Source organism: Lyngbya sp. CCAP 1446/10, from assembly GCF_026130175.1.
Classification (GTDB): domain Bacteria; phylum Cyanobacteriota; class Cyanobacteriia; order Cyanobacteriales; family Microcoleaceae; genus Microcoleus.
Map to the genome: position 1 here is coordinate 1 of NZ_JAIGNI010000008.1, position 23,557 is coordinate 23,557.

Consider the following 23,557-nt stretch of genomic DNA (forward strand, 5'->3'; position numbering starts at 1 on the left):
GAGGGGGAGAGGGGGAAAATCTTTTCTCTTCCTTCTTCCCTCGAACCTCAAACCTCAAAATCAATCCCCCAAATCCTCTACATCTCTTAAATCCGCTACAAAATCCGTTGCGGAACCGCCACATCCGTTAAATCCGTGACAAAATCTGTTGCCGAACTTCCTTTGCGAAATGTTACAAAGTAATAAGAAATCGATTCAGGAGAATCAGCCTTGGTACTTTACAGCCCGCAACTTGAACCCAACCAGCAGCAAAACCTTTCCCCCATCGATGGTTTTGCGGGAAGACACATAGGCCCTTCCCCCAGCGAAATCCAGCAAATGCTAGATGTTTTGGGCATTTCCAGCCTTGATGACTTGATTGACAAAACGATTCCAGCGGCGATTCGCATTTCTCAACCCCTACAGCTTCCCGCAGCCAAAAGCGAGTACGCTGCTTTGGCAGAATTGAAAGAAATTGCTGCAAAAAATCAGGTATTTCGATCGTACATCGGCACAGGATATCACGACTGCATCACACCTCCTGTCATCCAACGAAATATCCTGGAAAATCCCGGCTGGTACACAGCCTATACTCCCTATCAAGCCGAAATTGCCCAAGGGCGATTAGAAGCTTTGCTGAACTTCCAAACCATGATTATCGAGCTCACGGGTTTGGAAATTGCCAACGCTTCCTTGCTGGATGAAGGGACTGCGGCGGCGGAAGCGATGGCGGTGAGTTACGGCGCTAGCAAAAATAAGGCAAAAGCGTTTTTTGTTTCCCAAGATTGTCACCCTCAAACTATCGAAGTGGTGCAAACTCGCGCTAAACCCCTGGGAATTGAAGTGATTGTCGGCGATCATCAAAGCTTTGAGTTCGATCGTACAATCTTCGGTGCACTCTTGCAATACCCAGCCACCGACGGCGCAATTTACGACTATACCGATTTTATTCGATCGGCACACCAAGTCGGCGCATTAGTCACAGTAGCCGCCGACATTTTGAGCCTTTGCGTGCTCACACCCCCCGGCGAATTCGGCGCAGACATAGCCGTAGGAAGCACCCAGCGCTTCGGAGTGCCGATGGGATTCGGAGGGCCTCACGCAGCCTACTTCGCCACGCGAGAAGAGTTTAAACGGCAAGTTCCGGGGCGAATTGTCGGCGTTTCTAAAGATGTCAACGGCAAATCTGCTTTACGTTTGGCCCTGCAAACTCGCGAACAGCATATCCGCCGCGAAAAAGCAACTAGCAATATTTGTACTGCTCAAGTTTTGCTAGCAGTGATGGCGAGTATGTATGCTGTTTATCACGGCCCGTCTGGACTTAGACAAATTGCTGAACAAGTACGCAGCTTAACTGCAATTTTAGCATCTGGTCTTTCCAGTTTTGGATACGCAATTGGCGATCGACCTTTCTTCGATACTCTGCGGGTAGAATTGGGAGATAAACCACTATCGGAAGTTCTACAAGCCGCTCAAAATCGCCACATTAATCTACGGGTGTTTGATGAAACAACCGTGGGAATTACTCTCGATGAAACTGTCACGGCTGAAGATGTCAAAGAGTTGTGGAAAATTTTTGCACGGGAGAAGGATTATATCAGGGGTGACGGCGAGAATTCTCTGAGCGTTCCGCTGAATGCAGACGCTTTCACTTCCTATATGATGTTACCTGATTTTTGCGATCGCACAACCAGCTATCTCACCCATCCAGTTTTCAATAGCTACCACTCCGAAACTGAACTGTTGCGCTATATGCACCGTTTAGAAGCCAAGGATTTATCGTTAAATACATCGATGATTCCCTTGGGTTCTTGCACAATGAAACTAAATGCAACATCAGAGATGCTGCCGATAACTTGGGCGGAATTTGGTAACATACATCCCTTTGCACCCCGCAACCAAACTCGCGGCTATCAAATGATGTTCGTGCAACTAGAACAGTGGCTAGCAGAAATCACCGGTTTCGCCGGAATTTCCTTGCAGCCAAACGCTGGTTCCCAAGGCGAATACGCGGGATTATTAGTAATTCACCAATACCATGAACACCGAGGCGAATCTCACCGCAATATCTGTTTAATTCCGCAGTCAGCCCACGGCACAAATCCAGCTAGCGCCGTAATGGCGGGGATGAAAGTAGTCGCTGTCGAGTGCGATTTTCAGGGAAATATTGATGTCGCCGACTTGCAAAAGAAAGCCGATAAGCACAAGAATGAACTCGCTGCTTTGATGGTAACATATCCATCTACCCACGGCGTTTTTGAGTCAGAAATTAAAGAAATTTGCGAAATTGTCCACAACTGTGGCGGACAAGTTTATATGGACGGCGCAAATATGAATGCTCAAGTTGGATTGTGTCGCCCCGGTGATTTTGGTGCTGATGTTTGTCACTTGAATTTGCACAAAACTTTCTGTATTCCCCACGGTGGTGGCGGGCCAGGCATGGGGCCGATTGGAGTCATGTCTCATTTAGTGCCTTTCTTACCTGATGTTTCGGGAGATTCAAACGGGGTGAAAGATGGCAATTCTATAGGTGCTGTTTCGGCTGCGCCTTGGGGAAGTGCTAGCATTTTGACTATTTCTTGGATGTACATTCGGATGATGGGAGGAGTCGGTTTAACTGATGCGACAAAAGTTGCAATTCTTAATGCTAATTACATGGCGCATCGGTTAGAATCGTATTACCCGGTTTTGTACAAAGGGAAATCTGGTTTAGTAGCACATGAGTGTATTCTGGATTTGCGCTCGCTCAAAAAATCTGCTGCGATCGAAGTTGATGATATCGCTAAACGGTTGATGGATTATGGCTATCATGCGCCGACGGTTTCGTGGCCAGTTGCTGGTACAGTAATGGTGGAACCGACGGAAAGCGAATCGAAGCAGGAATTAGACCGTTTCTGCGATGCGATGATTGCGATTCGAGGCGAAATTGCGGAGATTGAAAATGGTAATGTGGACGCGCAAAATAATGTCTTGAAAAATGCGCCGCATACCGCAGAATCTCTGATGGTTGATGAGTGGAATCGTCCTTATACTCGCGCGCAAGCTGCTTATCCGACAGCTTGGACTCGCGAATATAAGTTCTGGCCTGCGGTGGGCCGGATAGATAATGCGTTTGGCGATCGCAATTTTGTCTGTTCTTGTTTGCCAATGGAGGCTTACACTTAAGGTTAAGTAACTCTCTTTGGGTGCGAAATTAGGCCTTAGATGCCCCTAGCCCTCCTTAATAAGGGGGGCACAGGAAGCAATCAAAGTCCCTTTTTTACGGGGGTTAGAGACTCAACTGGGGGGCGAGAAACCCGGTTTCTATGAGATTTTACGCTTAATCACGAGAAATCTACGAATAAACCGGATTTCTGAGATCGCAAGCGCGCTGGAAAATTATTAATAAAAATCCAAAAATTCCCAAATAAAATAACCAATGAATGCAAGATTTTTGTGGCGATCGCCCTCCAAGACACCACGCTGGATTATTCTAGTATTATTAGGCGTTTTGGCGACTGTGGCAGCGACAGCAACAGCCGCCTACTTCAGAAGCGCGATCGCCCAAAACAGTGTATCTTTATCTGTAGACGTTACAGCGGATCGACATTCGATCAGTCCCGACATCTACGGTATGAACGATTTGATTGATCCATCCCTCGCCAAAGAGTTAGCAATTCCGGTAGCACGTTGGGGAGGAAATCAAACCAGCCGCTACAACTGGTTAGTCGATTCTTCCAACAGTGGCGATGACTTTTTTTTCGTAGGTGGCGGCGATAATAAAAAGCCCATTCCCGGCGATTCGAGCGACAAAATGGTCAAAACTAACCGCAATAACGGTAGCAAAAGCATCGTTACCATCCCGATGATTGGCTATGTAAATAAGTTTAGCACTTGGAACTGCGGCTTTCGAGTATCCAAATACGGCGCGCAAGAAAAAACAAATCCCTACATTTTTCCCGAAGGCGATAAGTGCGGCAACGGGAAGCGTCCCGACGGCACTTTAATTACTAATAATAACCGCCTTGATGTTAGTATTGTTAGCAATCCAGCTTTCCAGAAACCTTGGGTTAAACATTTAGTTAAAACCCACGGTACTGCTGAATCAGGCGGCGTGCAAATTTATCAAATGGATAACGAACCAAGCGGCTGGGGAAACACTCACCGCGATGTTCATCCAGAACCGATTAGTTATGACGAATTGCGCGATCGCACTTACCAATATGCGTCAATGGTAAAAGCCACAGATCCCACCGCTAAGGTACTCGGCCCCTCGGATTTCGGCTGGCCTGTTTATCTGGATTCGGGAGTAAAGGGCGATCGGGAAAAACACGGCGGTGTCTGGTTTGCGCGGTGGTACTTGCAACAAATGCGCGCTTACGAACAGCAAAAAGGTGTTCGGATTCTCGACTATTTCGACGAACACTACTATCCTGTCGTCGATGACCTCTGTGTCGCGAATTGTCCCGCCGGCGATGCTAAGACGCAAGCAGCCCGGTTGCGATCGACTCGTTCTCTGTGGGATAGCACCTACACCGATGAAAGTTGGATTGGTAAATACAATCCGCCCCTAACAATTATTCCCCGGTTTCGAGAGTGGGTAAAGCAGGATTATCCAGGTACAAAAGTCGCGATTACTGAATACAATTGGGGCGGTTTGGAGTCGATAAACGGCGCGTTGACTCAAGCCGACATCCTAGGGATTTTTGGGCGGGAACAACTGGATTTAGCGACGCTGTGGGGGCCTCCGAAGTCGTCGGAACCAGGGGCCTATGCCTTCCGAATTTACATGAATTACGACGGGAAAGGTGGCAAATATGGCGATACCTGGGTGCGATCGCACAGCACAGATCAAGAACTTTTGTCAATCTACGGAGCCGATCGCAGCAGTGACGGTGCTTTGACGCTGGTAATCATTAACAAAACCAGCAAAAACTTGACCAGCAACTTGAGTTTGAAAGGATTTAACCCAGGTGCCCAAGCTCAAGTTTACACTTACAGCGAGGCGAATTTGCGGGCGATCGTCCGTCAGAGCGATTTAGGTGTCAGTGATACTGGATTCCAGGCAACTTACCCGGCTAATTCTATGACTTTGGTGGCTATTCCCAAGGCTTAATCTCCCCTCTTATTCTTAGTCCGCGCACCATCCGGACTTTGTATGTGTAGTAGCGGTTTCAACCGCCGAGTATAAAAGGGGTTTAAAACTACTAAGCATCGACCATCCAAGCAATACACTGTTGCATTTGATTTCGCATGGTTTCTCGATCGGCATTATACCTGCGGCCGTGTCCAGGCAACACCCACTCAAAGTCATAATTAGCCAAATTTTGCATAGATTTAATTTGTTCCGTCCAAGAATACCAACAGGCATTACGAAAACCAATTAGCTGCTGCAAATTGTCCGACCAAGCCAGATGATCGCCGCTAAACAAAAACTGATGATTATAAAGTAAAACTGTGTGACCTTTCGTGTGACCAGGTACGGAAATAATCAACAAATCATCTGCTATTTGATGCGGTTCGCTGCCCGATAATTGAATTTCTACATTGCGAGTATCCGCGTTAATTTCGTCAGCATGAAGAATGCGATCGCACCCAAAATGGTCGCGGTATTTTTGATGGTCTGCTACGTCGTCGCGGTGAGTCAAATACAGATAGCGAATGCCGCCCATTGCTTCTATGTTTTTGACTAGCGGCGGCACAAAACGGGGAGAATCAACTAAAATGTTGCCTTCTGGGCGGACAATTAAATAGCTAGCCGCGCCGTAGGATTTCTCGGAATGATAGCCGCAATGGTAAACATTTTCTGCTACTAACACGGGCAAATTTTGCTGAGCTTCTTTGATGTTTTTCGGCTTTTCAACAGTGCCGATCGAACTTGTGGGACAGGACAAAAGAGCCGCGAGCGATCGCATTTCTTCAGTTTCATTAGTTGGCTGCTGGTAAACCGCAGACTGTTCTCCGGCTTGAGTAAATACTTCTGGTGCCATCCACCGACAAGTATCGCAGTCAATGCAGCTACTGTCTACATAAAAATTACCGCTGATATTTTCGGGGCGACGCAAATTTATATGAGCCATTTTTTTCACCTTTTAATCACAAATCAGGGCGAGAAGTCCACAATAGAAAAAGATCGGGGCGGCGTCGAAGCCCACCCCACAATAATTCAGCTTTCGGGGCGGCGTCGAAGCCCACCAGAATTCAACTTTTCTTGTGGAACGGGCATCTTGCCCGTTCCACAGCAGACTAGAAACTCAAAGTTCCAATTCTACTGCTGCTTCTGGCCCGCTGGAAAAGCACCCGCTTTCACCGCCACAGTCACAGGTTGTCCGCCGCGGTTCAACTCAAGCTGCATATCGCTGCCCACTGTACTTTTCTCGACAATTTGCTGTACGCTGCCAGCATCGCTGACTTCTGCACCGTTGATTTTCTTGATCACATCGGCAACGCGAATTCCAGCTTGTGCCGCCGGAGAATCTTTGGCAATTCCCAAAACTAACACGCCTTTATCTTCAGTCAGCCTCAATTTTGGGTTCGGATTTTTATTGAATTCTGTTTTGACTTCGGGAGTAATACTCAACATCCGAATGCCGAGATAAGGATGTTCCGCTTTTCCGGTTGTTGCTAATTGGTTGGCAATTTGTTGGGCGCGATCGATCGGAATCGCAAAACCCAATCCTTGGGCCCCTTGAATAATCGCCGTATTCATGCCGATAACTTGACCGCGCTGGTTCAGCAAAGGCCCGCCGGAATTGCCGGGATTGATTGCAGCATCGGTTTGAATAAAGCTGACGCGCTTGTCGGGAACGCCCACATCGGCGCTAGAACGGCCTGTAGCGCTAATGATGCCCACAGTCACGGTATTGTCCAAACCCAGGGGATTGCCGATCGCGATCGCCCATTCTCCCGGCTGTATTTCTTCAGATTTGCCCAAACTCACCACAGGCAAATTGGTAGCTTCAATTTTGACAACAGCCACATCAGTAACTGTATCTACGCCTAAAACTTTGCCCACAAATTCGCGGCCATCCTTCAGTTTTACCGTCACCGTATCCGCGCCATCAACAACGTGAGCGTTAGTCAAAATGCGGCCGTCGGAACCAAAAACAAAGCCCGAACCCGATCCCCGTTCTACCCGATTTCCCGGTTGAATGGGAGATTCCGAACCGAAGAAGCGACGGAATTGCTCCGGGATCTCATCTGGAACTTGGTTCTTTACCGTCCGAGACGAATTGATCCGCACCACTGCCGGGCCGACTTCCTGCACAACTTTAGTAACAAAATTAGAGTCTTGAGAGGGCAGTATATTTGCAGGCAATGCTGAGATTGGTGCTGTATTTGAAGGTTCAGCTTTGATGGCGTTAGAACTTCCAGGAACTTGAGCAGTTAGGGCGTTGCAGCCGACAGTTGCGGTGGATGCGAGCAAAACTAGGGATAAAAAAGCAAGTTTTTTAGGCAAAGAAAAACCGCGAGAAGGTTGAGTTTGATTAGACTTTTGGGGGGTTGACATAGTATTAATTTGGTGAGAAAATGGGCGAGAGTTATAATTATGATCTGGCATTTTTAGCACCTACTGTAATTAAATTAGAACTCAAGGTTCTTTAATTTTAATTCAAGCATTTGTGAGATGTGCTTGACTGGTGGGGTTTACCCTACACGGTGGGGTAAAAACCGGACTGTGGCAGGCAAATTATTGATTTTAGCTGGTAAGCGCGATCGAGCTTTTGTCAGCACTGGCGAATTGCCGCAGCCTGCGATAATACAAACTACGCTAGCAGCACCGGATATTCCGCATTTCTGGCAAAATCTTCATAATATCTCTTGCAAAAGTCCTTTTAATCAAATTTTTGCACGGGCAAGATGCCCGTGCCACAAAAATATTTTTTTCTGTGGAACGGGCCGGAGAGCCCGTTCCTACCTATTTTTGCAAGAGGTCTATAATATCTCTTGCAAAAGGCGCAAAATATCTTGAAAGACATCTGCCTTGATCTGCCTTGATCTGCTGTTGAGCTATTAATCAAAAACTTATGCAATAAATCTATAGAATCAGCCCATCATGTCCGATCGATCGCAATCAAATTCGTCCTCACTACTAACGTTAATCTAAAATAGTATTATTGCTCCCTAGACTCAATGGAACTAACCGCATCAATTTCCTTCGACTTATTCCTTGAGATTTCCAAAGTATCAACAGTATTCTTAATAAAACCAGCCATCGGCACAGCAACTAACAAACCTGCTACTCCCGCCACCTTAACCCCCACCAGCAGCGCCACTAAAATCCACACGGGATTGAGGCCGATAAAACCGCCTAATAACCGAGGAGCAATCCCACTTTCAATTACTTGCTCGATTACTGTAGCGACAACTAAAACGGTGACGCCCAGCCAAAAGTTGTTTAATGTGATCAGCAAACTGACAATGCAAATACTAAAAGGTGCCCCGAAGGGAATCATCGTCATTACACCGACACCCAAACCGAACAGCAGCCCGAAGGGAACTCGCAAAATTAAAAAAGCCACAGTCATCGACAGTCCCATCAAACCCGCCAAAGTTGCTTGTCCGACGAAGTAGTTGTGGAAGCTTCGCGCCAGCAACTGTCGCAATTGCAGGCTCTGTTTGGAGGGAAACCATTTAAACAAGCCTTCCCAGACGCGATCGCCATGCAAGAGCAAGTAGAATGTTAGGACTATTGTCAGCAGAAAATTCACCAGACTGTCTGCCGCACCCAAGCCAAATTTGAGTATTTCGCCAGTGAGAGACTGCAATTGAGTTGAAAGTCGATCGCTCAATTGAGTAGTCAAACCCCTAACATCAATGCGGAGATTACGATTTTCCGCCCACTTGTGGAACGCTTCCATCTGTTCTGTACCCGAAACTATCCAAGTCGGTAATCGAGTCGCCAGTTCAGTGATTTGGTTCAGCAAAATCGGAGCCAGAGTCACACCTAAAACCACCAATATCAGTAAAGTTACCAACAATACCGCCAACACAGCCCGATCGCGTTTCAAGCCGTATTTGCGCAAAAAACGCACTGGATAATCTAGCAAAAAAGATAACACTGTAGCGATTACCAAAACTGTAACCAGCGCGCGAAAATATTCAAATACTAGGAGAGCTAACCAACAGTTGAGTACCGCTAGCGGAAATAACAATCCGTAAGTCCACCACTGCGGCAGTTTAGTCAAACGTTTCATCTAAGTTAACCGAGTTAAAATGTGAGATGCAAGATGTGAGATTGACCAAAGCACAAGGGATTTAAGCCCCCACCTTTAGGTGGATTGTTTTTAGGCTGGGGATTTAAGCCCCAACCTAAAAACTTCACTGTCAACTGTCAACTGTCAACTGTCAACTGTTAAGCTGCTATTCGCCGTTCTCCGTTAACCATTTCATTGGGCATTTAATTTATACCAGCCTGCTGAAAATCCCCAGTTTCTCGACAAACACCGGAAATAGGGCTGCTGGCAGGTAGTGCCTGCCACAACCATATTAGATCGTTTCCGCTGAGATGGATATATTACCTGCGGAATAACTAGACCTCTTGCAAAAGTCCTTTTAATCAAATTTTGGAACGGGCTCTCCGGCCCATTCCACAAGAAAAAAAAAATTGTGGGATGGGCATCTTGCCCGTCCTAGCTATTTTTGCAAGAGGTTTACTTATTTTTTGCTGTTGAGATTACAGCGGTTTGCAGCTTAAAAATCAAGCTTTTTCCCCATGTCGTTCGAGAGCTAATTGAATTAAACGGTCTACTAATTCAGGGAAAGAAATGCCGTCCGCTGCCCACATTTGGGGATACATACTGGTAGCTGTAAAGCCGGGAAAAGTGTTAATTTCGTTAATCAAAACTTCTCCGGTTGATTCAACATAGAAAAAGTCTACTCGCGCTAAACCTGCTGCATCTACAGCCAAAAATGCTTGCACAGCCATTTCTTGGATTTGCGAGACGATCGCACCGCTGACTTTTGCCGGAATTGAACACTCGGATTGTCCCTGGGTATATTTAGTTTTGTAGTCGTAGAAATCGCTTTGAAAAGTAATTTCTCCCACGGTTGAAGCTGTGGGGTTGTCGTTGCCTAAAACTGCACATTCTAACTCTCTAGCAACCACACCCGCTTCAACAATTATCCGCCTGTCGTAGCTGGCGGCGCTGTCGAGAGCGGCTTCTAATTCAGCGCGCGATCGAGCCTTAGAAATTCCCACAGATGAGCCCAAATTGGCAGGTTTGACAAAGCAAGGATAGCCCAAAGCCGCTTCAATTTTGTCGCACAGTTTGGGGAAAACGCAAGGATTCGACCAGATTTCGGAACGATTGACAGCGATGTATTTTACCTGCGGCAAACCTGCGTGAGCAAAAGCCATTTTCATCGCTATTTTATCCATCCCCACCGCCGAACCCAAAACCCCGGAACCGACAAAAGGAACTTGCAATAATTTCAGCAATCCTTGCACCGTACCGTCTTCGCCGTTAGGCCCATGCAAAACCGGGAACCAAACATCTACTGCATTAAAACTGGGAAATTGGGGAGAGTCGTTTCCTTGTCCTGGTTCCTCTATTTCCAGAGGTTTTCCGGTGGCTAAGACTTGTTGAGGTAATGTTCCCGACAGCCAGCGGCCGTCTTTTTGGATGTAAAAGGGCAGAACTTCGTATTTAGAGGCATTTTCGTCAGCAGCGAGGGCGCGGGCGATCGCCCGCGCCGAACTAATCGAGACTTCATGTTCGCCCGATCGCCCGCCGAAGAGTAACCCAATCCGCATCTTCGTCATTTTTCCATACTCCCGGTACTTTTTGACAAATATACACGCAGAGAGCGCAACTAAGGCACATACGAACCGCTTTAAGACTACTTATCTCAACCCTTCCACCCTTCCTCTGTGTCCTCTGCGCTCTCTGCGGTAAAAAAATCACATCTTCTTAGAAAAGTTCACCAGTAAGCCGTCCCCTCTCTCATTCCGGTGCTATTTAAAGGATTTCCCCTGTCAAACTAAAAGCGCGAATATCTGTAATTTTCACCGGCACAGTTTTACCAGCCAATTCAGCGATATCGCCCTTAAAGAATGTGAGACGATTACCGCGAGTACGCCCCATCACCTGAGTTGGATCTTTAAGATTCTGAACTTCCACCAAAACCTCCTCAATGCGCCCGAAATAGCGCTGTGAGCGCTCCATAGCGGTTGTACTGACGACATGATTTATGCGTTGCAGGCGATCGGCTTTCACATCCTCACTCAACTGATTTTCCCACAAAGCAGCCGGCGTACCAGGACGAGGCGAATAAGCCGCAGTATTCACCAAATCAAAACCAACATCTTCGATTAACTTCAAAGTCTTCTCAAACTGCGCCTCCGTCTCCCCCGGAAAACCCACAATCGCATCAGCCGTAATCGAAGCATCCGGCATATAACGGCGAATCATATCAACAATTCGCAGATATTTCTCCTGAGTATAACCACGAGACATCGCCTTCAAAATCTCATTATCGCCAGACTGAAAAGGCACATGAAAATGTTCGCAAACCTGCGGCAATTCCGCACAAGCACGAATCAACCTTTCATTAAAATAGCGCGGGTGGCTAGTAGCAAAACGGAGGCGATCGACCCCAGGAACATCCCGAACAAAATAGAGCAAATCCGTCAAAGTATGCTGATTACTACCATCCGGTTTTGTTCCAGGCAAATCGCGACCATAAGCATCAATATTCTGCCCCAACAAAGTCACTTCCTTATAACCTTGACGGCCCAACTCCTCCATTTCAGCCCGAATAGCTTCCGGGATTCGAGACTGTTCAACCCCGCGAACATTCGGCACAACACAATAAGTGCAGCGTTCATTGCAGCCATAAATCACATTCACCCAAGCAGTCACCTTACTATCGCGACGAGGCTTAGTAATATCCTCCATAATCTCCACAGCTTCAGTCGCCACAACCTGATTTCCCTGAAAAACTTGTTCCAGCAAATCTTCAAGTCGGTTAGCGTGTTGCGGGCCCATTACTAAGTCCAATTCCGGCACTCTGCGTAATAGCGCTTCACCTTCCTGCTGCGCCACGCATCCAGCGACAACTAAAGTTAAACCGGGTTCTTTGCGCTTGCGATGAGCTTGCCTTCCGAGATTAGAATAAACTCTTTGTTCAGCATTATCGCGAATTGTGCAAGTATTGTAGAGAATCAAACTAGCTTCGTTCGGGTCTTCCGAGAACTCAAAGCCCATATTTTCCAAAATGCCAGCCATCCGTTCCGAATCGGCTTTATTCATCTGGCATCCGAAAGTAGTAATGTGATAGCGGCGGGGTTTAACGGTCATGGCGAATTGCAGGGAAATAAAAAATCTAAGTTTTCAACCTTAACCAACCATTATATAACAAGTCTAAACCCTTTGTGAACTTTTCTTTTTCTCAGTTCATTTACAAAACCAATTTCACAAACCTGTAGGTGTGTGAGGCAAGGCGATTAACTGTTACGGGGGGCTAGAAACCCGGTTTATATGAGTTTTGCGATTGGTCACGACAAATCTAGCAAAAAACCGGGTTTCTGAGATATTTTTGCGCTTTTTTATTTATTTATTTTGTCTCTAAAATTTGTCTGTAAAAATTGATAAATTGTTTGAGAAATAGCCTGGGAAGCCAAATAAGGAACCCCATTCCCAACTGTTTTAAACATATTAGTCAGCGTCATCTGATCCGGCAGCGCAAACTTTTTTGGCAGCGACTGAATAGCCAGTGTTTCTGCCACAGAAAGCCTGCGAACTTTGTAAGGGTGCAAGTGAACTTCGTTATTTCCGTAGCAAGCAGTCGGTGAATAACGCCAGCGGTGCAGGCGCTTAAAAGATTTTTTTGAATCGTCTCCCTCATCAACCTCAGCAAACCTTTTAATACCTGCTCTCGGTTGAAAATAATGTTCAGCATTGGGATGGTTGAGAACATCATTTTTTTGGAACCAAAACTCAACCGTTAACTCTTGGGGGATTCCATCGGGACAACCCAAGAAACCATCGCCTGCAAAGGCATTTCTCTCAGGCCAAGGATAAGTAAAAACTTCTGATTTGGGATATAATATTTGACCTTCCCAAGGAAATAAACTTTCGGGTAACATTGGGCTGGTTTCATCTAAGGAAACGCCCAGATTTTTGACAAGATTTTTTCTGAAGCCAATCAAAATAATTCGGTCTCTATCTTGCGGGACGCCGTATTCGATCGCATTTATTAACCTTTCTACAAAAAAATATCCCGCATCAGCCAGCTTATGCTTGAGTTCGTCGTAAAAAGCTTTATGTTTTTTGGTTCTCCACAAACCTTTGACATTTTCAAACAAAAAGAAATCCGGCTGCTGCTGACAAATCAATTCAATGTACGAAGCTGAAAGTTGACCTTTATCTCCTTCCTGACCTCGGTTTTTGCCACCAATCGAAAAGTCAGGACAAGGCGGCCCCGCGATAAATCCCACAATATCATGATTCTTCCGAGCATCCTGCATTAATTCCCGCAGACGAGAAGCTGGTTTTCCAGCTACAAGTTGAGTGACATCTGCTTCATCTGCTTCGCAGTATCCGTATTCTGGTAGTGGCAAATTTAGACACTGCCGAGAGTAGCGGTATGCTTGCAGGAAAGGTGGGAAAATTTCATTGACATAGGCTACATTAAAGCCGCTTAATTCAAAACCGAGGTCAAGGAATCCTGAACCGGAAAAAAATGAGAATATACAGGGAATTGGGCATGGGGAATTGGGCATTGGGAATCGGTAATTGGTAATTGGTAATTGGCCGGGGCGGGTTTATGAGATTATTGGTCTTAGGCACAGATTGTCTGTAAAATCTGCCCCTACAGGCATCACAAAAATCACACAATATTTTTACAACCACTGGCCACCTCGGAAGCGCCAGTAGGGAAATAAAATTCGCATTAGTGTTTGCGATGCCAGATAAATAGCCAGCCATACCAAACTATAATGTAAAACAAAAGCTGCCAAGTCAAAATCTTGGGCAGGTATTCCGGGCAAACCGATAATTTTGATTAAAAATAACACAAAAAGTGCTTCCCAAATCCCGGCGATCAATTGAAACGCGCCTGGCCAATCTCGATCCCAGCGAAACTTTTGGATGTAGATATATAAGACATCCCAGCCGATGCCAAAAATTGCTACATAGCCTAAAATTAAGAAAAAAATTTCGCCTGATGTGGAGGTAATTAAACCCATAAAAAATGGCAGCGTTACTAAAACGCCTACGGTGGCAAATAGCAGTAGCCGAGTTTGCCAGCGGCCGAATAAGGTGGGAGTCATAATAAATTAAGAATTGGGCATTGGGCATTGGGCATTGGGCATTGGCATTGATCAGAAATAACTAATAACTAATAACCAATAACCAATAACTAATAACCAATAACTAATCAACCGGGAGATTTATTTAAAATCCACTTTAACCATTGTACGATCGATCGCCAAACGTTCAATTTTCCAACACCCGGAGCTCCATTAGCGGCCAGACTTTCAACGGAACGCAGGGCGGCGTACTGCAATCCCAGAAAGCTGTCTACGGGCGCGTAAGGCCCGCCCAAAGTAATCGCGCCCGCTGTGTATACCCGGCCTTCTCCGTGAAGAGGGGAAGTGTTACGCAATTCGGGTACTTCAAAATCGTTGTTCACGCTCAAACGCCCCAAACCGTTGAGGGGCAGATTGTAGTGGGCTACTAAATCCTCTAACAGGGGACTGGTTTTCACCTTAGCGTCCAAACCCGTCGCGTCAATGATAAAATCAGCTTCTAACTTAATTTGCCCCTTGAGATCCTTTTCCCCAATGTAAGTCACCGTGCGGTTTTGACTGTCGCGATCGACTTTCTCGACTTCCCCGAAGGTAATTTGATACCATCCTTGACTTAAACCTTCTTTAACAATACGCCGCCAGTCGTTGCGATTGGCTGTAGTAGTGCCGCCCCAGTCGGATAGAAACTGCGGGCGCAATTCGGGTTTGGCTTTTTCCAAAAGTACGCGGAGCTCCCCGCCCCAGCAGGCTTTCGGCCAGTTGAAAGGTTGAAATTCATAGTGATTTTCGACTTGTCGCTCAGCCCGATCGAATTTGTTACCTTGAGGTTTGGCCGATCGCATCAAATGCAATACTTGAATATTGGTATTCCGTTGTCGCGCTTCATAAATCCGCTGCACCACCCGCGAAGCCACAATCCCCCGCCCTCTAATCAATACGCTGCCGCCCCTCGCTTCCAACTTTTCGTAAACACCGTCGTGGCTTTCGTAAGCGTTGACAACCGACTCAAAATCCTGAGTTTTTTCGCGATACTCTTGCAAGTCTGGCAAAAATTGAATGGCGGGATAGCCGGTGGCTAAGTGTACGTATTTGGCGATTAAAAAAGCATGGTCACGGTGATCGGCATTCGATCGAGAATAAGCGATCGCGTACCTGCCGTCATCTGTCTTCCGAATTCCCCGCACTCTCCCGTAGCGAAACATCTGATTCCATCCGATACGCGCAGTTTCCCTGTCAATCGAATCAAACACATTCCCGGCGCGCGGCGTATAAGTTTCGGCAAAAGTCGGTTCCGCAAACACCTGCCACATCAACTTTAGCGACACAATCAACCGCCCTTTCAGCAATTCCTGCCAAGCTTCTCGCAAAGCATAGGGAGGCCAGCCCCAAATGTTGTCTGGACAAGCATCAGAATTCGATCGCAGCCGTTCGTGCAGCGGAATTTGAGAATTTAAGCATAACCGACGGTAGCGCGCGTAAGGCTGCTCTTCCATGCCCAAAACTGCAATTCGATCGACCTTAACACCGCAAATTCTTAACAAATCCACCCAAATCAAGCTACCCAAACCACCACCAACAGCAGCCCAATCAACTTCTGCCACAGGGAGTCCCATCGATTGGAGCGATCGCATTGTCACTTGATTCGCGTGCAAAAATGCGATCGGCGGAAATTCTCCCTTACCCTTATTATTGGTTTGAGGAAGTGGCGACACGATTTGTGGCCACAACGCAGGGTCTAGCCCATTGGTCTGCGGGTTAAAAAAAATGTGAGAATTGACAGACTGGGTTTCTGTGGAATTAACAGCAAATGAAATGGCGATCGCACAGGGCCCAAGTTGCAGCATATCCCCATTTGCTAGGATGCACCGGGTTTGGCGAGTGCCGTTGACAAAAGTACCGTTGCGGCTGCCCGTATCAGTGACTATAATACTGTCGCCTTCGGTGGCAATCACAGCGTGAAACCGAGAAACTTGACTGCTTTTGAGGAGAATTCGAGAAACTCGTTCCCCGTTAATTGTGGTGGGCATAGCTTCAAAATTTCGTCCCAAAGCGATGGGCAATTCGAGTATCGGGGAGCGACAATCCCCCGTAGCTGTATCATTCCAAGTCAGTCGCAGGCGCAAGGGTTGAGGATTCATTATTATTTTTTAAACATCAGCCGTCGGCTTTGAGCTTTCTGCCGAAAAAGATGTTTGAATTTGAGAGATTTGATTTGAGATTTTGGATTGAATGCAATCGGGAACGACAAAATCGGGTTTTTTAATCCCTTGACTTTGTTCAAAACCTGAATCAAAGTTAAAAAATCGGTTTTTTGGGTTTTGATGTAGCAATGTGTAGGCGAAAATTAGTCGCGGGAAATGGCACAATCCTAGCATTAGCGATGTTTGATTGTCGATCGGGCGATCGTCTAATTATCCCTTTTTTTCTCCCCTCAAGGAGACAGCACCACACTCACCGCCGCCGCCAAAGAAGTGCCGCACCACGGACACCCTGCACTCAACTGCGCGTAAGGCGAAACGCGGCTGCATTTGGGACACTGCAAACCGTAGGTGGAAGGCTGCGTCGCTGGGGAAGAAATTTGCACCGGAAGCGCAGGCAGCAAAACTGTCAGTGGCGCAGCTACCTGCATCTCCGTCACCTCTACCACCTCGATATGCACTTTGCCTAAATGGATACGGCTGTCGGATTTCAATGTTGCTTCGCCCGATGCGAGAATTTTTCCGTCTACCAGGGGCGGATTGCTGGCGCGCAAATTGCGCACTGCATACTGCTGCAATTCGTGATTAAAAAATATTTCGACGTGCAACCCCGATACACTGGAATCGGAAAATACTATATCGCACTTCGCTGGGTCGCGCCCAAGTCTCACGGTTCCCGGATTTTTGCTGGGCTGTACGTTTTGAATCATCTGAGTTTGACGTACCCCAGCCTCTGTCCATGTTAATGTGAGCTGGTTTGTCATGTTCTATGGTTTCCTGAAATATATAAAAATCTTACTTATTTATATCAAGACTTCAGAGAGTTTCAGGACTCATGCGCCTGGGCCCAGAAACCTGGTTTCTACGAGTTTTGGGTTTGGTAACGAGAAATCTACAAAGAAACCCGGTTTCTGAGGTCAAAAGTGCGATCGCGAACTATATTCGTTAACCAAATATTTCGTGTTACAAACAAAAAAGCCCCGAAATCGGGGCTTTTTGCGATCGGATAGACTTTTCTTAAGAGATAGACTGATGTTTGCAGGCAATACAAGCTTACAAACATCTTGATCGTGATACAGCTTAAGAACGTCTTAAGAATCCCACAGTGTCAGATATTTCAGCCACTGTGCGAAGTGATCGCAGACTTAATTAGCTTCGCTTTTGCGACTTTTCCGGCCGCCTTCGCGACCAATTTGAGCCATGTGTTCCCGATTTCTGCTGACAGCTTCGCCGCCTTTTTGACCAGCTTCTCTCGCTTCTTCCGAAGTAAATTCGTGGGCAGTTCCTTTAGCGTGTGCAGCTTTGCCGCCTTTGCTAGCAATTGCGCGCTGTTTTTCTGCGTCCATAGATGCGAATCCGCGTTTGCTTTTCTCAGCCATGACTGTCTCCTTGTTGTTTTTCTGAATTTTTACAAATGTGAACTAAAAATAGTTCACGCCCGGACACTGTAGTTAGATCCGCCAAAGTTTAAGCAGGTTACTGTCTTTCAATCATTCTACAAACCTTCCAACTTTTATACCTCTTTCTCAGGTATAGTTATTCTTTGGTTCGCTGGAAGGATGGAACGGAAAGCTGATTGGCGATCGACTCACAGGATTTTTTGACTTAACGGGGACACTTCAAAAATTTAAAGTCCAAAGAGGGATGCTTTTTTGTCTTTTGACTTTTCCTTTTTTTGCTGCCTTCCGGGCCCGCCAGTTATCCCGATGTTAGGTGATCTGCCGATCGAGTTGTTTCTGGCAAGCGATATCTCGGCGCACAGAGCAGGACGTACTCGATCACCTTTATCAAGTTTACCCGATGACCGATCGATACATAAATCGGTTTTATCCCAGTTTGCGTCCTTAACGCTGCACCTACCGTTGATCCCTCGTGCAGCAAGGGCTGCCAACTGCCCCGGTCTAACCCTACTTCTGAATGTTCTCCGATGAATCTAGTTTTGGCAACTCCGATCGTGGCAATTCCTGTCAAAACTCCCAAATGGCAAGCAAGACCGAACCTGCGGGGATGGGCTAGTCCTTGACCGTCGCACAATATCAAGTCTGGTCTCAAACTGATATTTTCTAAAGCGTCGAGGACTGCCGGCACTTCTCGAAAAGACAGGAAACCGGGAAAGTAAGGAAAAGCTGTCGGACTGCGAACCACAGACTGCTGCTGTAATTGCAAGTCGGGAAAGCTCAGAACTGTTACAGCGGCCCGCGATACGCTGTCTACACTGTCGTAGCCGACATCTACGCCTGCGACATACCGAACTGTCTCAAGTTGATTTTCGGTAATTACCTCTGACCGGAGCTGTTCTTGAATGGCGATCGCCTCTTCAATTGTTTTGGGCCAAGGGTGTCGCTGCCACATTAGATATCTTTATTCAACCGTTCTCATCTAAGTTTAACTTATTTTCTGCCATTTTTCATCTCGGATTTTGATCGTTGGTCGCTATAAATTCACCACTCGTGTAATGAGTCTCTTTTTATACTCGCAAGGCTTGAGTAAGGCGGGCCCAGACCGATTCTACAAATAGAGTCTGATGTTCTCCGGCTGCAATTCTATTTTTCGCTGGTGCTTGCACCAACCCCAATACGGTTTCACCCGCGCCAACCTCCAATTTTTCTCTAAAAATTCACAAAAATTACCTGTTCGAGCCGGATTTTTGAGCTTTCCCAAAAGCTTTTGAGCTTCGATCGCCCTTTGATAGCTTGTTGGAGAGCGATCGAGCTATCTATTCAGTTTTTCATATAAAATTATTCCCGTTGTCAAGATATTGAAACATTTATTCATCAATAAATTAAACCTGGTACAAGTGCCATAATTAATATCACAACATCAAGCTACCGGGAATATTATGCTTTTTGCATTTTAGAGGCTATCTGACCGGGAAATTTATATGAGTTTTATGAATCAAATAAATTAATTTATGAGTTGTTGCACCATTAATATAAAGTTATTATATTAGATAATAGCGAAGAGACAACTCACATCATGTAACACAACATAGGTAAATTAACATATGAAAACCCTGCCAAGTGTTCGGTACAACCTCGCTCTCTACATCGTCGGTGGCATCGTCTTCATCATCGCCGCCTTAATTTTCAAACCTTTTGCCATCGTCGGCGCAGGGGAACGCGGCGTCATGATGCGTTTCGGCAAAGTTCAAGACACGATTTTAGATGAAGGCATCCACCCGATTTTACCGATTGTCACCTCTGTCAAAACTCTCAGCGTGCGGGTACAAAAAACCGATGTGAAAGCAGATGCAGCATCCAAAGATTTGCAAAGCATTACTACAGATTTGGCAGTCAACTGGAATGTTGACCCCGCAAAAGTTAATCAAATTTTCCAACAAGTAGGAGATGAAGAACAAATTGTTGCCAGCATTCTGAACCCGGCTATTTCCGAAGTTCTCAAAGCAGCAACTTCTAAAAAAACCGCCGAAGAAATTATCACTAAGCGCACCGAACTTAAAACAGAAATCGACAACAGCCTCAAAAAGCGCTTGGAACCTTACGGCGTCATTGTCAGAGATGTTTCGTTAATAGATTTTGGCTTTTCTCCAGAATTTAGCAAAGCCATCGAATCCAAACAAATAGCAGAACAAGAAGCCAAACAAGCAGAATTTACAGTGAAAAAAGCAACCCAAGATGCTCAAGCTGAAATTAACCGTGCTAAAGGCAAAGCTGAAGCTCAACGCTTGCAGCGACAAACTTTAACAGCCGAAATTTTGCAGCAGCAAGCGATTGAAAAATGGAACGGCCAGTTTCCGACAGTAATGGGAGGAGGGGGAACTTTGCCGTTAATTAATATTGCGCCGCCGAGTTCTCAAGCTGCAACTCCTGCTAAATAAGCTGCTGCGGATCATGATTGCCAGCTCGCGGGGAGAAGGGGAGAGGGGGAGAGAGTCTGAGGGGGATAAGAATAGAGGGTTTTTCACTGCGGAAGTGAAGATGTGCTTTTTGTAACTGTCGGCACAGCAAGCGCAGAAAATACAACTAACAACTAACGAGAAATCCCGCTTAGTTAAAGGCCAAGATGCAATCTACGTTCGCGAGTCCTGAAAAACGTTAAAGTAATAAACAACTCGGAAATTGTCAAGGTTTAGTTGAAAGTTTGGCTGATGGGAAATCGGAATAACCAGTCAATTTATAATTTAGGTGAAGTGGGGGACGTAGCCGATCGCGATACGACTTCAGAATCACTGTGGCTGCGCGATCGAGCTTTGGCAGCTACTAGCAGCGGTATTATCATTGCTGATGCCATCGCACCAGGCTGTCCGATACTTTATTGCAATCGGGCCTTTGAGCTGCTTACGGGTTACTCCGCCGATGAAGTCTTGGGGCGCAACTGCCGATTTTTGCAAGGCCCCGATACCGATCGCGCTACCGTAGCTAAGATCCGCGACGCCTTGCGCCAAGGTCGAGAAATCCAGGCAACAATCAAAAATTATCGCAAAGACGGCACTCCTTTTTGGAACAAATTGTCCCTATCTCCCCTGCGAGACGACAGCGGTAATTTGACTCACTTTGTAGGAGTTCAGTCGGACTTGTCGGAGCGCATAGAAATCCAGGAAGCTTTGCAGCAAGCTAACGACCAACTGCAAACGATTTTGGAAGCAGTTCCGGGAACAGTGTCTTGGATTAGCTCAGATTTGCGCTATTTGGGGGCTAACCAGCACTTAGCCAAACTGCACGGTTTGCCGCCGTCGGCCTTTGTCGGTCAAGATATCGGTTTTCTGGGCGCTAGCGAGGATTTTCACTCTTTTTTGGTGGAGTTTTTTGCCGGCGACGCTACGGAAGCGGTTAAAGAACTCAGCGTTAAGGTGAAAACGGAGGGGGGACAGTCGGCGGGACATTATTTGATTGTGGCTCAAAAGTACGATCGGGGCAATTCAGCTTGTCTGGTAGGAATTGATATTACCGAGCGCAAACTGGCAGAAGAAGCTCTGGTGCTGACTCGCAAGGCGGTGGAAAGTTCGAGCGACGCGATCGGCATCAGCGATGTTTCGGGCACTCACATCTATCAAAATCCAGCGTTTTCTCAGCTATTTGAATGGGACACCGCAGAGGAATTTAAACTAGCTGGAGGTATACCGGCAGTTTTTGCAGACTCTGCCGTCATCGCGGAGGTACTCGACACGATCGCCCTAGGTTATTCTTGGTCTGGTGAAGTTACCAACCGCACAAAAAGCGGCGAAATTTTGCAAGTGCTGCTGCGGGCCGATGCGATTAAAGACCCGACAGGGAAAATTGTCGGTCTGATTTACATGAATACCGACATTACCGATCGCAAGCGCACGGAACAAGAACTGCGGAAAAGCGAGAAGCGTTTTCGATCGCTGATTGAAAATGCTAGAGACATTATTGTAATTCTCGACGACAAAGGCTTTTGCCGCTATGTCTCTCCTTCGCTAGAGCGGATTTTGGGCTACCCGACGGCGGAAGTGCTCGGCCGCTCTGTATTTGACTTGATTCACCCCGATGAACTGCCGATGGTGACTCAAGTGTTCAAAAGTATCATCCAAATGCCCAAAGTTGGCATGGGATTGGCGGAATACCGAGTGCAGCACAAGGACGGTTCCTGGTGCGCGTTGGAAGCGGTGGCGACGAATTTGCTCGACGAACCTTCGGTGCGGGGAATTGTGGTCAACTGTCATGATGTGACTGAACGCAAGGTGGCTGAAGACCAATTGTTGCACGATGCTTTGCACGACGCGCTGACGGAGTTGCCGAACCGCGCTTTGTTGACTGACAGGTTGGAGCAAGCTTTTGCCCGCGTCAAACGGCATCCGAGCTATCAGTTTGCGGTGCTGTTTCTGGATTTGGACAGGTTTAAGGTGATTAATGACAGCCAGGGACACGGCACGGGCGATCGGCTGTTGGTGGCTGTGGCCCGCCGTCTCTTGACTTGTTTGCGCCCTGGCGATACGGCGGCTCGTCTGGGGGGAGATGAGTTTGTGATTTTGCTGGAGGAAATTCAAGGTGTTGATGAAGCCATCGCCCAAGCAAAGGAAATTCACAAGGCGATCGAACGACCACTTTTTTTGGAAGGTCATAAAGTTTTAATTACTGCTAGTATTGGCATTGCTTTGAGTACCGAAAAATATCAGTTACCTGGAGATATTTTGCGCGATGCTGATATTGCGATGTACCGGGCAAAAGCTCTCGGTAAAGCTCGCTACGAAGTGTTTACGAGTGCGATGCACACTCGGGCGGTGGCTTTGATGCACTTGGAACACGATTTGCGGGAGTCGGTTGATGAACTGAATTGGAAATATTCGATCGTGGATTTCGGAGGTGGCCAGGTGGGGGAAAATTCACCTATCAGCGAAATCGACTGGAAGTTGGGGCATCCAAAATTGCAATTTGATCCTCCTAAATTGGAATGTCCTTTTACTGTTTATTATCAGCCGATAGTTTGTTTGAAAACTGGCTCAGTGATCGGATTTGAGGCGCTGGTGCGCTGGCTGCACCCGGAACGCGGTTTAGTTTCTCCGATGGAATTTATTGCGATGGCGGAGGAAACTGGGTTAATTCTGCCTTTGGGTTTGTGGGTTTTGAGCGAAAGCTGCCGCCAAATTATTAAATGGCAGAGTTTGAATTTGCCAGTGGGAAATTCGCGGCTGACAGTGGCAGTAAATCTTTCGGGGAGGCAGTTTTCGGAGCCGGAGTCGATCGAGCAAATTAAGCAAGTTTTGCAGGAAACGGGTGTTGACGCTCGCTGTTTGAAGTTGGAGATTACTGAGACTGTGGTAATGGAAGATGGGGAAGCGGCGGTGGCGATGCTTTTGCAGTTGAGAGAGTTGGGGATCGGGCTGTGTATTGATGATTTCGGTACTGGTTATTCGTCTCTGAGTTATTTGCACAGGTTCCCGATTAATATTTTGAAGGTCGATCGCTCTTTTGTCAGTCGCATCGGGGAAATGGGCGAAAATTTGGAAATCGTGCGGGCGATCGTCATGCTGGCGCGCAGTTTGGGGATGGAGGTAGTCGCAGAAGGTCTCGAAACCCCCGTGCAATTGGCTCAACTGCGGGCGATCGGCTGCGAGTACGGTCAGGGGTACTTTTTCTCTAGACCTCTCAACAGTGAGGCAGCTACGGCCCTATTGAGGCGATCGCCCAAATGGTGATCTCAAGCAAATATTCAGTTTGGAACTTGA

Annotated in this window: 15 protein-coding genes; 4 read left to right on the forward strand and 11 right to left on the reverse strand. The window is 46.8% G+C overall.

Features of this window, described 5'->3' with window-relative positions; translation table 11 throughout:
• Positions 1–210: 210 nt before the first annotated feature.
• Both gcvP and K4039_RS05610 read left to right on the forward strand, forming a co-directional pair.
• On the forward strand, positions 211–3,144 hold the full coding sequence (gene gcvP, locus K4039_RS05605) for an aminomethyl-transferring glycine dehydrogenase (protein WP_265234148.1): 2,934 nt from the start codon (positions 211–213) through the stop codon (positions 3,142–3,144).
• 253 nt (positions 3,145–3,397) lie between these two features.
• Entirely contained in the window at positions 3,398–5,074 is a 1,677-nt protein-coding gene (locus K4039_RS05610) for a glycoside hydrolase family 44 protein (protein ID WP_265234149.1), read from the forward strand.
• A 91-nt stretch (positions 5,075–5,165) separates the two neighbouring features.
• Here K4039_RS05610 and K4039_RS05615 read toward each other — a convergent pair whose 3' ends face one another.
• The 11 genes from K4039_RS05615 to nfi all read right to left on the reverse strand — a co-directional run bounded on the left by K4039_RS05615 (position 5,166) and on the right by nfi (position 18,762).
• Positions 5,166–6,038, reverse strand: a complete 873-nt coding sequence (locus K4039_RS05615) for an MBL fold metallo-hydrolase (RefSeq protein WP_265234150.1) — start codon at positions 6,036–6,038, stop codon at positions 5,166–5,168.
• A gap of 188 nt (positions 6,039–6,226) precedes the next feature.
• The gene (locus K4039_RS05620; protein ID WP_375339786.1) at positions 6,227–7,519 is read right to left on the reverse strand and encodes an HhoA/HhoB/HtrA family serine endopeptidase; all 1,293 of its coding nucleotides are present in this window, start codon (positions 7,517–7,519) and stop codon (positions 6,227–6,229) included.
• A gap of 553 nt (positions 7,520–8,072) precedes the next feature.
• Positions 8,073–9,155, reverse strand: coding sequence for an AI-2E family transporter (locus tag K4039_RS05625; protein ID WP_265234152.1), 1,083 nt, complete (start codon positions 9,153–9,155; stop codon positions 8,073–8,075).
• Positions 9,156–9,658: 503 nt separating this feature from the next.
• Positions 9,659–10,723: a D-alanine--D-alanine ligase family protein gene (locus K4039_RS05630; RefSeq protein WP_265234153.1), complete on the reverse strand. Its 1,065-nt coding sequence runs from the start codon at positions 10,721–10,723 to the stop codon at positions 9,659–9,661.
• Between the two features lie 196 nt (positions 10,724–10,919).
• Positions 10,920–12,260, reverse strand: a complete 1,341-nt coding sequence (miaB, locus tag K4039_RS05635; RefSeq protein ID WP_265234154.1) for a tRNA (N6-isopentenyl adenosine(37)-C2)-methylthiotransferase MiaB — start codon at positions 12,258–12,260, stop codon at positions 10,920–10,922.
• Between the two features lie 248 nt (positions 12,261–12,508).
• The gene (locus K4039_RS05640; RefSeq protein WP_265234155.1) at positions 12,509–13,684 is read right to left on the reverse strand and encodes a DNA cytosine methyltransferase; all 1,176 of its coding nucleotides are present in this window, start codon (positions 13,682–13,684) and stop codon (positions 12,509–12,511) included.
• A 120-nt stretch (positions 13,685–13,804) separates the two neighbouring features.
• Positions 13,805–14,233, reverse strand: coding sequence for a hypothetical protein (locus K4039_RS05645; RefSeq protein WP_265234156.1), 429 nt, complete (start codon positions 14,231–14,233; stop codon positions 13,805–13,807).
• Positions 14,234–14,340: 107 nt separating this feature from the next.
• Positions 14,341–16,350 (reverse strand): FHA domain-containing protein, encoded by a 2,010-nt coding sequence (locus K4039_RS05650; RefSeq protein WP_265234157.1) that lies wholly within the window; start codon positions 16,348–16,350, stop codon positions 14,341–14,343.
• 293 nt (positions 16,351–16,643) lie between these two features.
• Positions 16,644–17,174: an FHA domain-containing protein gene (locus K4039_RS05655; RefSeq protein WP_265234158.1), complete on the reverse strand. Its 531-nt coding sequence runs from the start codon at positions 17,172–17,174 to the stop codon at positions 16,644–16,646.
• Between the two features lie 381 nt (positions 17,175–17,555).
• Complete coding sequence (locus tag K4039_RS05660; protein ID WP_265234159.1) at positions 17,556–17,789, reverse strand: KGG domain-containing protein; 234 nt, start codon at positions 17,787–17,789, stop codon at positions 17,556–17,558.
• 319 nt (positions 17,790–18,108) lie between these two features.
• Positions 18,109–18,762 carry a deoxyribonuclease V gene (gene nfi / locus K4039_RS05665; protein WP_265234161.1) on the reverse strand — a complete coding sequence of 218 codons (654 nt, stop codon included), beginning with the start codon at positions 18,760–18,762 and terminating at the stop codon, positions 18,109–18,111.
• Between the two features lie 652 nt (positions 18,763–19,414).
• On the opposite strand from nfi, the gene K4039_RS05670 reads away from it, so the two are divergent.
• Positions 19,415–20,248 (forward strand): prohibitin family protein, encoded by an 834-nt coding sequence (locus K4039_RS05670; RefSeq protein ID WP_265234162.1) that lies wholly within the window; start codon positions 19,415–19,417, stop codon positions 20,246–20,248.
• A 270-nt stretch (positions 20,249–20,518) separates the two neighbouring features.
• Positions 20,519–23,527, forward strand: coding sequence for an EAL domain-containing protein (locus K4039_RS05675; protein ID WP_265234163.1), 3,009 nt, complete (start codon positions 20,519–20,521; stop codon positions 23,525–23,527).
• The last annotated feature ends 30 nt before the right edge of the window (positions 23,528–23,557 follow it).

Bases quoted from the DNA above. Each gene is read 5' to 3' on its own strand.
- K4039_RS05655 (WP_265234158.1), bottom strand. From the start codon at position 17,174: ATGACAAACCAGCTCACATTAACATGGACAGAGGCTGGGGTACGTCAA.
- nfi (WP_265234161.1), bottom strand. From the start codon at position 18,762: ATGTGGCAGCGACACCCTTGGCCCAAAACAATTGAAGAGGCGATCGCC.
- K4039_RS05615 (WP_265234150.1), bottom strand. From the start codon at position 6,038: ATGGCTCATATAAATTTGCGTCGCCCCGAAAATATCAGCGGTAATTTT.
- K4039_RS05670 (WP_265234162.1), top strand. From the start codon at position 19,415: ATGAAAACCCTGCCAAGTGTTCGGTACAACCTCGCTCTCTACATCGTC.
- K4039_RS05645 (WP_265234156.1), bottom strand. From the start codon at position 14,233: ATGACTCCCACCTTATTCGGCCGCTGGCAAACTCGGCTACTGCTATTT.
- K4039_RS05650 (WP_265234157.1), bottom strand. From the start codon at position 16,350: ATGAATCCTCAACCCTTGCGCCTGCGACTGACTTGGAATGATACAGCT.
- K4039_RS05660 (WP_265234159.1), bottom strand. From the start codon at position 17,789: ATGGCTGAGAAAAGCAAACGCGGATTCGCATCTATGGACGCAGAAAAA.
- miaB (WP_265234154.1), bottom strand. From the start codon at position 12,260: ATGACCGTTAAACCCCGCCGCTATCACATTACTACTTTCGGATGCCAG.
- K4039_RS05640 (WP_265234155.1), bottom strand. From the start codon at position 13,684: ATGCCCAATTCCCCATGCCCAATTCCCTGTATATTCTCATTTTTTTCC.
- K4039_RS05675 (WP_265234163.1), top strand. From the start codon at position 20,519: ATGGGAAATCGGAATAACCAGTCAATTTATAATTTAGGTGAAGTGGGG.
- K4039_RS05620 (WP_375339786.1), bottom strand. From the start codon at position 7,519: ATGCCAGATCATAATTATAACTCTCGCCCATTTTCTCACCAAATTAAT.
- K4039_RS05630 (WP_265234153.1), bottom strand. From the start codon at position 10,723: ATGACGAAGATGCGGATTGGGTTACTCTTCGGCGGGCGATCGGGCGAA.
- K4039_RS05625 (WP_265234152.1), bottom strand. From the start codon at position 9,155: ATGAAACGTTTGACTAAACTGCCGCAGTGGTGGACTTACGGATTGTTA.
- K4039_RS05610 (WP_265234149.1), top strand. From the start codon at position 3,398: ATGAATGCAAGATTTTTGTGGCGATCGCCCTCCAAGACACCACGCTGG.